This window comes from Paracraurococcus lichenis (assembly GCF_030657435.1).
GTDB classification, from domain to species: domain Bacteria; phylum Pseudomonadota; class Alphaproteobacteria; order Acetobacterales; family Acetobacteraceae; genus Paracraurococcus; species Paracraurococcus lichenis.
In genome coordinates, this window is record NZ_JAUTWS010000129.1 from 1 (window position 1) to 8820 (window position 8820).

Consider the following 8820-nt stretch of genomic DNA (forward strand, 5'->3'; position numbering starts at 1 on the left):
ATCCTATGGGCTGGTGAAAAGCGGCAGACTGTTGGGCAGAATACAGCCGCTCACCAGCACTCGGGAGGCGATGATGTGTGCATTTGCACCTGCTTCTGCCCAGCCTGCCCTACAGGTCAACCTGGCTGCGATCTTCGTGTCGCTGGAGCTGTCCCGCTCGGCTTGGCTGGTCACCTCGTTGTCGCCAGGCGGCGGAGAGAAGATGTCCAAGCACTCGGTCCGCGGCGGGGACGTTGTGGGGCTGTTGGATCAGTTTGCCAAGCTGCGGACGACGGCGGAGGCCCGCACGGGCAAGGTCTTCCCGATCATCGTCATCCAGGAAGCCGGGCTGGATGGCTTCTGGATCCATCGCGTGCTGGAGCGAGAGGGCATCGAGAGCCACGTCGTGGATGCCGCTTCGATCTTGACCTCGCGCCGGCGGCGTCGGGCAAAGACGGACCGGATCGACGGCGAGGCGCTGTTGCGGACGCTGCTGGCCTACAAACGTGGCGAACCGCGCGTCTGCAGCATGGTCAGGGCACCAAGTGCCGAGGAGGAGGACCGCCGCAGGCTCTGCCGCGAGCGCAAGACGCTGGTGGCGGAGCAGGTGGAGCACGTCAGTCGGATCAAAGGAATGCTGTTCGCACAAGGCATCCACGGCTACGAGCCCCTGCACCGCGACCGCCGGCAGCAACTCAAGGAGCTCACAACCGGAGACGGCCGCCCTCTGCCCGCTCACCTGGAGGCGCAGATCGGCCGCGAGCTCGATCGACTGGAGCTCCTGCTGCAGCAGATCAAGGCAGTGGAGGCGGAGCGGGATGACCTGCTCGCGCCCGTGTCCAGCGCAGCTCCGGCGCCGGTTGCGGCGCTGGCAAAGCTGAAAGGGATCGGCCCCGAGTTCGCTGCCGTGCTCTGGCTGGAGTGTTTCTTCCGCTCCTTCGATAACCGGCGGCAGGTGGCGGCTTACGCCGGGCTGGCGCCGACGCCATGGCAGAGCGGATCGGTCCAACACGAACAGGGCCTATCCAAGACGGGGAACCCGAGGCTGCGAACCATGATGGTCCAGCTTGCCTGGCTATGGCTGCGGAACCAGCCAACATCGGAGCTGAGCCTTTGGTTCCGAGAGCGCGTGGCGCGCGCCGGCGGCCGCGGGAAGAAGAGGGCGATCGTCGCCCTGGCTCGCAAGCTGCTGGTTGCGCTGTGGAAACTCGCCAGCCACGGCGTCATCATCAAGGGTGCGGTGATGAAGGCCGCCTGAGCGCTCCGGCCGTCGCATTCCCATTCGGCAGGACCCTGATCAGGTCCTGACGGATCCAGGTGGGTGAACCGATCTGCTGTGTGGCTTCAAGTGCCGTGAACAAGAATGGTCTCACCCTCCTGAGCCCTACCCGCCGTAAGCGGGATCGTGGTGCGGCTACGGTTAAGGCCGACCGAATGTGAGGTTGTCCTGGTTCGGAACTACCGGGACGGAGATGGGCTCGAACCTGGAAGCCGCCTTGCCGAGGGGCTGCCCGAGGAGGCGAAACGTGTAGTCGACAGCGGCATGCATCGTCGCTGCGGCCGGGCGGCGCGTTCGGCCTGGGTGCCATCGGCGCCAAGCTTCACCTTCCGCCCTCTGCCACGCCTGGGCTCGGGCCCAACTGCCCTGGCAATGGCCGTCCATTTGCTGATGAACGTCCCCTTGACGGGGAGACGCCTCATGTGAGGCAGCAGATGCGATGGTCGCCCCAAGGGGCCCACCGCGTGCTGCAGGTCAGGGCCGCAGTGCTGGACGGCCGTTTCGGCCAGCAGGCGATCCAGCTCGCAGCATAGCGCCCCAGGTTTTTGACACTCCCTCCACCAATCTCGCGGCAGTCCCGTTGGTCACCTTGTGTCGCAATACGTCTCTGCCTGCCGCCGTCGCCTGCTTCACCTTCGTCGTGCCAACAGTGTGCTCGCCATTCTCGAAGCGGCGTAGGCTGAACGCGGCCGTCACCTCACGTCGTTGGGTCTGGCACGAATTCTGACAGAACCATCTTTGCGCATCGATGCCATTGGGGGCGTCCACACTATCACATCGAGTCAGGGCGGCAAACCGAGAGAGGCTCACGCGCGCTCGCTACGAACGCAAAGTGCTTGGCCTACGCAGCTCGTCATTTTCGGGTCGAGGTTCGCTTGCTTTCATTTGTGTCCTGCGGCACAGCCGTGCCAACATCGAACATCTAACGTCTCCTCGTCGACAACGACGACAAGAGGAGATGGAAAGATGACCCGCATGATGGCTCTGGGCTTCGTCGCATTGGCAGCAGCGTTCCTGATCAACGCTCCGCAGGCCCGTGCCGATGACAGCGACGGTGGCAGCATCCAAACGATGGCTGAGATGACACGCGCCGAAGCGGTCCGGCATAACGCCCCGGGGTGGAGTAACGGTGAAGCGCGCCTCGTCGCGTCCGGTACCGGCTACGGCGTGGCTTACTCGGGCAAGCCGCGTGGTGATGTTGGCCGCGAAGGTGCGACGATGATAGGCAACTCCGGTGACGGTCCGATCGTTGCCTACAAAGAGCCCGCAATGCCGAGCATGATGGCCGCACGGTAGGATGCCCGGTATGGAGCCATGGCTTGCAGGGTGGCAAGCCATGCGCTTCGGTGCGTGTCACATCTACCGAGCCGGCGATAGTGCTTTTGAAGGCGCGGTTCGAAATCGGGTCTCACTGGCTATGCCGGAAAAGGATCCACCGCGGTGAGGGCTGCGCGACACCGTCCTGCCTTGGTGCAGTGCAGAGCGACGGCAGCGATTACCAGGACGATGCCGAACACGTCGATTGCATAGGCAACTGGCCAAACTGTCAGGTCGTGTGACCGCCTTCGCTGCTTCGGCGCTGAGCCGCGCTTTGGCGATGTCGTCCGGTCCGGCTCGGCCCTGTGACACCGGGCTGCCGCGCTTCTCGATGTGTCTGGCGACAACCTGAGCGGGCGTCTTGTCGTTGAGGACAGGCTGGCGTCGCAGTAGCGTTCCGTTGGACGCAGATCGCGCGTGTCACCCTCGCGCGGCCTTCCGTTTGGCCTTCTTCAGGCCGGCCATGGCGTCCTGCTTCAGGTTCGGGCTGGCCTTGAACTTCACCGTCGCACCCGCCTTGACCTTGACCTGCTCGCCGGTGCGCGGGTTCAGCGCGGTGCGCGCCTTGGTTTCGCGTACAACAAACCCGCCGAACTCTGGGAGGGTAAAGCGGCCGGTGCTGATAATCTCATCCCGGATCGCGCCGATGATGTCGGCGGCAAGTGCACCGGCCCGGCTGGCCGGCATGCCGGTGGATTCGATGATGACGTCGGTCAGGAAGCGCTTGGACAAGGGGCAACTCTCTTACGCGCCACCGCACCATGCGGCGGCGCCGCTGATTGCCTTGAGTGCAGCCCAGCGTCAAGGAATTGCGGTTGCAGACCGTGCTCGCCTCACGCCTCCGATGGGTTCTGCATCTCCGGCTCATCGACACCATGACTGCGACGCGGCGTGCTCGGTCTCGATTGGGTCGAGCCCGAGCTCGCGCCGCAGGTGGCCGTAGCGCGCTGGGTCCATCGCGCGACGGTCCTGCAGCAACACCCGCACCGCCGCGACGCCGGCCGGGGTGAAGAACGCGCGCGTGCCCAGGATGCTCACCGGCTCGGGCGAGAGCGCGACCAGCCCGCGCTCGATCAGGCCGGTCACCACCTTCGGGATCTTGGCCTGACCCGCCTGCGGGCCGGTGCGCCAGCGGCGAAGGAAGATACCCTCGGCGAGCGAGGGAAACGTGCCGAAGCGCTGGCCGAACTCACGCCGGATGAGCTCTCGCTCGGCGGGGCTGAAGATGTTGGCTTCGGAATGGGTCATGCGCCCAGACAAGGCCATCGCCGGCCCTCGCCGCAAGGGCTCTCGCACGCGTCGGTCAGATCTTTCGGCCGGGTCCTGGCGTGGTCAGTGCTCTCCCAGGCGGAGGCGGACGGCCTGGTCCAGATGCGGAAAGCCTGTGCCACAGGGGGCGCCGTGGCGCCCGATGCTGCCGCGGCGAAGGCAGTCCGGCAGGCACTGGATGGTGGCGCCGCGATAGCTATAGCTCGGCTCGCCCCAGGCGCCCGCCGCGAGGTTCGGATGAGGGGTGGCGGCGAGGCCGGGTCGTCGATGGTCTGCACGGCGCCACTCCAGCTGACTCGCCGCAGGAACAGATGGTCCTTGTTGCGGGATGCGAACCGCGCCACCACGGACTGGTGCTCTGTTGTGGCACGGCGGTGGGGCAGGTCGGCGCCGGCTGGACCTGAAGCAACGAGCAGGCTCTGAACCGAAGCGTCGCCATGCCGAAAGACACAGGACGAAATGGGGTGGCTTTCATCGGCCTGCGCGCGATTCAGGGCGAAGTATCGAAGCCCATAAACGAAGCACCAAGACACTCTGAAGGTGGCACAAATTACGAATTGACGGCGTATCGTAGCTTAATGTGCCTGGTCCAGTATTTTATGGTAGTATTTTTTTGCTTCGCAGGACAAGGCGAAGCGGGCCGAGCAGGAAGTTCCAGCTTCCCACCCGGCCCTGACCACCACCCCGCTTGTGAGGAGCAGGACCGTGGCTCATTTCTCCATAAACCAGTCCAGCCGCGACCGTCTCGCCGCCACGCCGGGCGTGACGATCATCGACCACCCCTCGCCGCACCACCCGGGCGACATAGCCCTCGTCCTGGCCGGCCTCCGCTGCTGCGAGGTCTGCGCCGACGGCGCGGCGTTCCGGGCGGCGTGCCACCTGCGCTACGGCGAGTGGCTGCCGCTTGCCGAGCAGGTGGGCGAGGATGCGGCCTTCGCCGCTGTCCTGGCCTTCCTCACCCTGATCGCCGCCGTTCCGCAGCACTACGCGGCGGCACACGACACAGCCGAGCGGAGGGTAGCGGCGGAGGTGTTGGCGACCTTCTCCGGCATCAGCGTCACCTTCGCAGCAGCGGCGTAGAGGGAGGGCAGGGCCATGGGAACCACACCCAACCTGCCGCCGGTGACGCTGTCGAGCGACTTCCTGCGCTCGGCAGCCTGCAGGGTGGACCTGACCACCGGGCCCGGGCGCGCCAGTGCCCGGCTCCTCATCGCCATCGAACTTGGCCGTACCATGGAAGCCGAGCACCTGATCCGGGTCTGCCGGGCGCATGGCGTTCGCCACATCTGCACCGGCCACCAAGCCGCGCACGCGCTGGCCGCGCTCTGCATCCCCGTCCTGCCCAAGGTGGAGGGCCGGCACTGATGACGGCATCCATAGCTCAGCCGCGGCGTGCTGCACACGCCGGGCACCGTCACGGATCTCGCTGATCCGTGACGCCGCGACGGCCGATGGGCCTCACGGGAGGCAACGCGGAGGCGGGCAGGGAAGGGGGGCCTGTCTACCCCGTGTTGGCCCTGCCGCGGGTCAGCCTGCGTTGCGACCCGGCCACCGAACAGCCGAGAAGGGCGGGGAGCGAGCCCAGCCGAGGCCAATGGTGTTGCCGGCAGCGGCTTTCGTCCATGGCTGGCGAGACCCGTCACTGCCGAATAGGGTGCGGCGGAGACGGCCGGAAGGGGTGACATCATGCGACGTAGATCATTGCTCACCCTGACCGCGGTCCTGGCGCTGCCTGCGGCGGGCCGGGCGCAAGGCCAGTCGCTGCGTTGTGCAGTCGGTCCCTTTCAGCCGACCCCGGGCGACACTCGCCGCGCCTACGAACCCTTCTTTGCCCGGATGGCCGCGGCGGTCGGCCGGCCGCTCGATCTGACCGTCACCACCGACTGGGCGGGAATCGCGGTCGCACTCTCGACCGGGCAGGTCGACCTCGCCTGGATGGGACCCTGGGGCTACGTGCTGGCGAAGGACCGGGCGAACGCCGAGGCGCTGGCGGTCGTCAAGTACCAGGACAAGCCAACCTACCAGGCGATCATCCTGGCCCGGCCCGAGCTGGCGATCGCCCGCTTCCCGGAGGACGCGAAAGGGATGTCGATCTCCTTCGCCGATGCCGGGTCGACCAGCGGCTGGCTGGTGCCGCATTACTGGTTTAGGACGCAGGGCATCGATCCCCGCACCTACTTCAAGTACCGCGACGGCGCGTCGCATCCGGCCAACGACATCGCGGTCGCCAATGGCCAGGTTGACCTCGCCACCGACTACGACCGCAACCTGGCCGCCATGATCGCGGCCGGGCGCGTGACGCCGGAGCAGGTGAAGATCGTCTGGCGGTCCGACCCGCTGCCGAACGACGCGCTGGCCGTGCGCGCCGACCTTGACCCGGCGCTGAAGGCGAAGCTGAGGGAGGCGGCGCTGGGCATCGACGCCGCGGTGGCGGCGCAGGCCATGCCGGCGAACTACACCGGCTGGGTGGCGGCACAGCCCGACAGCTATGCGATGATCGAGGCGGCAGGCCGCGCCCTCGGACGCATCGGCGGCGGATGATCCGCCGCGCTGCCTGGCTGCTGGTCTTGGTGACGATCTACGGCACCTGCGTCGCGGTGGTGCAACCCGACCTGCCGCGGCTGTGGGCCGGGCTGCCGCGCCTCGCCCACTGGCTGGGTGGCGCCTTTCCGCCGGACTTCTCCGGCTTTGCCGACCTGATGCGACGGGCGGCGGAGACGGTGGCGATCGCCACCCTCGGTACCACCCTCGCCGCGCTGCTCGCCCTGCCGCTGGCCGTGCTGGCGGCCCGGCCGGTCGCGCCCGCCGCCGCCCTATACCACCCCATCCGCGGCCTGCTCGACACGCTGCGCGGCATCGACGGCTTCGTCTTCGCGCTGGTCTTCGTCGCCGCCGTCGGGCTCGGCCCCTTCGCCGGCATGCTCGGCGTCGCCCTGCATGCCGCGGGCAGCATCGGCAAGCTGTGGTCGGAGGCGCTGGAAGCCGCCGATCCCGCGCCGCTGGAGGCGGCGCTGACCGCAGGCGCCAGCCGTGCCCAGGCGGCCGTGGTCGTGCTGATCCCGGACTGCCTGCCGCTGCTGGCCTCCTCCCTGCTCTATGTGTGGGAGGCGACGATCCGCACCTCCACGGTACTCGGCCTGGTCGGCGCCGGCGGGCTCGGGCAGGAGCTGAAGAACGCGGTGGACCTGCTCGACTTCTCGCGGGTGCTGGCGATCCTGATCGTCATCGTGGCACTGGTCGTCGCGGCCGACCGGCTCTCGGCCTGGTTGCGGCGGCGCCTGGTTTGATGCTCCGCATCGAGGGTCTGACCGTCGCCCTCGGCGGGCGGCGCGTGCTGCACGGCATCGACCTGGCGGTCGCGGCCGGCGAGGTGGTGGCGCTGGAAGGCCCCTCCGGTGCTGGCAAGACCACCCTGTTGCGGGCCATCGCCGGGCTGGTGCCGGTGGCGGCGGGGCGGATCGGGCGCGGCTCGCCCGCCGCGCTGGTCTTCCAGCAGCACGCGCTGGCGGCGCGGCTGTCCGCGCGGGACAACGTGCTGGTCGGTGCGCTCGGGCGGATCGGCTTCTGGCGGGCGGCGCTGCGCGCCTGGCCACGCGCCGAACTGGCGGAAGCGGCCGCCTGCCTGGCGCGGGTCGGGCTGGACGGCCTCGGCCCGCGGCGGGCGGACCGGCTCTCGGGCGGGCAGCGTCAGCGTGTCGCCGTGGCGCGGGCGCTGATGCAGCGGGCGATGCTCCTGCTGGCGGACGAGCCGGTGGCGAGCCTCGATCCCGAGAATGCCCGCGCGGTGCTGGACCTGCTGCGCGGCTTGGCGCGGCGGGAGGGGCGGGCCGTGCTGGTGACGCTGCACCAGCCGGACCTGGCTGGCCGCATCGCCGACCGGCGGCTGCGCATGGAGGAGGGACGGCTATGGCCAGTGTGATGAGGATGGAATGCGACGGCCCCCTGCTGTGCTTCGGTGGCCCCTACTCCAACCTGCAGGCGCTCGAGGCCCTGCTGGCGGAGGCGGAGCGCCTTGGCATCCCCACCGCGCGCATGCTCTGCACCGGGGACGTCGTCGCCTACTGCGCCGAGGCCGCGGCCTGCGTCGACCTGATGATGGCGACCGGCATCCCGACCGTGATGGGCAACTGCGAGGAGAGCCTGGCCGAAGGCGGCGAGGATTGCGGCTGCGGCTTCGATGAGGGCACCGCCTGCGACCTGCTCTCGCGCGGCTGGTTCGCGCATGCCTCGCGCCAGGTCACGCCGGCGCAGCGCGCCTGGATGGCCGGGCTGCCGCGCCGGATCGATGTGACCTTGGGTGGCCTACGGCTGGTCGCCGTGCATGGCGGCGCCGAGGTCATCAACCGTTTCCTTTTCGCGTCGGCCGACGACGCCGTCCTGGCCGCAGAGATCACGGCAACCGGGGTGGAGGGGGTGCTGGCCGGGCATTGCGGCCAGCCCTTCACCCGGGTGGTGGGCGGCCGGTTGTGGCACAACGCCGGCGCGATCGGCATGCCGGCGGACGACAGCACGCCGCGGACCTGGTTCTCCCTGCTGACGCCAATGCGGGACGGGCTCCGCATCGAGCGCCGCGCCCTCGTCTATGATCATGCGGCCGCGGCAGCGGCGATGCGCAGGGCCGGCTTAGCAGAGGGCTATACGGATTGCCTGGCGACAGGCCTGTGGCCTTCCTGCGACGTGCTGCCGCCAACAGAGCGGGCACGGCGGGGGCAGGCAATCGAACCCTCAGTGCATGTTTGGTCCAGGGCAGGCAGCGCATGAGCGATTGGTGATTTTATAGGTCTGCTTGGAGCGGGAAGCCGACGTTCTGCCTCCACGGCAGATGTGCCTCTTCCGGAACCTGCCTGCTCGTGAACTGTTTGGCACATGCTGCGCCGCAGCACGGCCGCCTCTCCGGGGTGGCAATCATTGTATTTGCTCAGGTCATTGAAGTCTGGAGGCTAACCGGAAGGATGCGCGCTGGGGTGGTACGGTGA

10 protein-coding genes are annotated in these 8820 nt (G+C 68.3%); 8 read left to right on the forward strand and 2 right to left on the reverse strand.

What is annotated here, in order from left to right:
• Positions 1–73: 73 nt before the first annotated feature.
• Both Q7A36_RS36440 and Q7A36_RS36445 read left to right on the forward strand, forming a co-directional pair.
• Positions 74–1237: an IS110 family RNA-guided transposase gene (locus tag Q7A36_RS36440; protein ID WP_305108713.1), complete on the forward strand. Its 1164-nt coding sequence runs from the start codon at positions 74–76 to the stop codon at positions 1235–1237.
• Positions 1238–2224: 987 nt separating this feature from the next.
• On the forward strand, positions 2225–2554 hold the full coding sequence (locus tag Q7A36_RS36445) for a hypothetical protein (protein WP_305108704.1): 330 nt from the start codon (positions 2225–2227) through the stop codon (positions 2552–2554).
• Positions 2555–2995: 441 nt separating this feature from the next.
• Here Q7A36_RS36445 and Q7A36_RS36450 read toward each other — a convergent pair whose 3' ends face one another.
• Positions 2996–3307 (reverse strand): HU family DNA-binding protein, encoded by a 312-nt coding sequence (locus tag Q7A36_RS36450; RefSeq protein WP_305108705.1) that lies wholly within the window; start codon positions 3305–3307, stop codon positions 2996–2998.
• Between the two features lie 132 nt (positions 3308–3439).
• Complete coding sequence (locus tag Q7A36_RS36455) at positions 3440–3823, reverse strand: hypothetical protein (protein ID WP_305108706.1); 384 nt, start codon at positions 3821–3823, stop codon at positions 3440–3442.
• Positions 3824–4549: 726 nt separating this feature from the next.
• Here Q7A36_RS36455 and Q7A36_RS36460 point away from each other — a divergent pair.
• From Q7A36_RS36460 to Q7A36_RS36485, 6 genes are all read left to right on the forward strand, one after another.
• Positions 4550–4924: a hypothetical protein gene (locus tag Q7A36_RS36460; protein WP_305108707.1), complete on the forward strand. Its 375-nt coding sequence runs from the start codon at positions 4550–4552 to the stop codon at positions 4922–4924.
• 15 nt (positions 4925–4939) lie between these two features.
• Positions 4940–5209: a hypothetical protein gene (locus Q7A36_RS36465; RefSeq protein WP_305108708.1), complete on the forward strand. Its 270-nt coding sequence runs from the start codon at positions 4940–4942 to the stop codon at positions 5207–5209.
• A gap of 321 nt (positions 5210–5530) precedes the next feature.
• Complete coding sequence (locus tag Q7A36_RS36470) at positions 5531–6385, forward strand: phosphate/phosphite/phosphonate ABC transporter substrate-binding protein (RefSeq protein WP_305108709.1); 855 nt, start codon at positions 5531–5533, stop codon at positions 6383–6385.
• Complete coding sequence (gene phnE / locus Q7A36_RS36475; RefSeq protein ID WP_305108710.1) at positions 6382–7131, forward strand: phosphonate ABC transporter, permease protein PhnE; 750 nt, start codon at positions 6382–6384, stop codon at positions 7129–7131. The genes Q7A36_RS36470 and phnE overlap by 4 nt, the downstream gene beginning before the upstream one ends.
• Positions 7131–7763: a phosphonate ABC transporter ATP-binding protein gene (locus Q7A36_RS36480; protein ID WP_305108711.1), complete on the forward strand. Its 633-nt coding sequence runs from the start codon at positions 7131–7133 to the stop codon at positions 7761–7763. The genes phnE and Q7A36_RS36480 overlap by 1 nt, the downstream gene beginning before the upstream one ends.
• Positions 7751–8605 (forward strand): metallophosphoesterase family protein, encoded by an 855-nt coding sequence (locus tag Q7A36_RS36485; protein WP_305108712.1) that lies wholly within the window; start codon positions 7751–7753, stop codon positions 8603–8605. The genes Q7A36_RS36480 and Q7A36_RS36485 overlap by 13 nt, the downstream gene beginning before the upstream one ends.
• Positions 8606–8820: the final 215 nt, after the last annotated feature.

Excerpts from the sequence above, each read along its gene's own strand:
- Q7A36_RS36440 (WP_305108713.1), top strand. The coding sequence starts at position 74 with ATGTGTGCATTTGCACCTGCTTCTGCCCAGCCTGCCCTACAGGTCAAC.
- Q7A36_RS36445 (WP_305108704.1), top strand. The coding sequence starts at position 2,225 with ATGACCCGCATGATGGCTCTGGGCTTCGTCGCATTGGCAGCAGCGTTC.
- Q7A36_RS36455 (WP_305108706.1), bottom strand. The coding sequence starts at position 3,823 with ATGACCCATTCCGAAGCCAACATCTTCAGCCCCGCCGAGCGAGAGCTC.
- Q7A36_RS36465 (WP_305108708.1), top strand. The coding sequence starts at position 4,940 with ATGGGAACCACACCCAACCTGCCGCCGGTGACGCTGTCGAGCGACTTC.
- Q7A36_RS36470 (WP_305108709.1), top strand. The coding sequence starts at position 5,531 with ATGCGACGTAGATCATTGCTCACCCTGACCGCGGTCCTGGCGCTGCCT.
- phnE (WP_305108710.1), top strand. The coding sequence starts at position 6,382 with ATGATCCGCCGCGCTGCCTGGCTGCTGGTCTTGGTGACGATCTACGGC.
- Q7A36_RS36480 (WP_305108711.1), top strand. The coding sequence starts at position 7,131 with ATGCTCCGCATCGAGGGTCTGACCGTCGCCCTCGGCGGGCGGCGCGTG.
- Q7A36_RS36485 (WP_305108712.1), top strand. The coding sequence starts at position 7,751 with ATGGCCAGTGTGATGAGGATGGAATGCGACGGCCCCCTGCTGTGCTTC.